This window comes from Anaerobacillus sp. 1_MG-2023, assembly GCF_030547345.1.
GTDB classification, from domain to species: Bacteria; Bacillota; Bacilli; order Bacillales; family Guptibacillaceae; genus Guptibacillus; species Guptibacillus hwajinpoensis_B.
The window spans coordinates 1-252 of record NZ_JAUORD010000171.1; the positions used below are offsets into that span (position 1 = coordinate 1).

Genomic DNA, 252 nt, shown 5'->3' on the forward strand with positions numbered 1-252 from the left:
CCTTAACAGTAGCCATTTATAGACTTGTATTTGTTCATAGTGGATTTGGATATTTATGTCTTCCGGAACGTAGTCGGATAACGGATACCTTTGTTCATTGTTTTCGAGATAATAGTTTGAAATCGCGACATAGAACAGGGAATAATGGGGTATAACCCGATCTATTCCAGTAACTTGGATAAATCCATTCGGAAGTAATTCTACTTTACCATCTGTATCTGGAGTCCCTGCCCCATAAGACTTGTACAATGT

Annotated in this window: 1 protein-coding gene; it reads right to left on the bottom strand. The window is 38.1% G+C overall.

The features are described 5' to 3' along the window. Positions 1 to 252, bottom strand: a 252-nt coding sequence (locus Q4550_RS23730; protein WP_303536716.1) for a DUF1850 domain-containing protein, incomplete at both ends; no start/stop codon positions are given.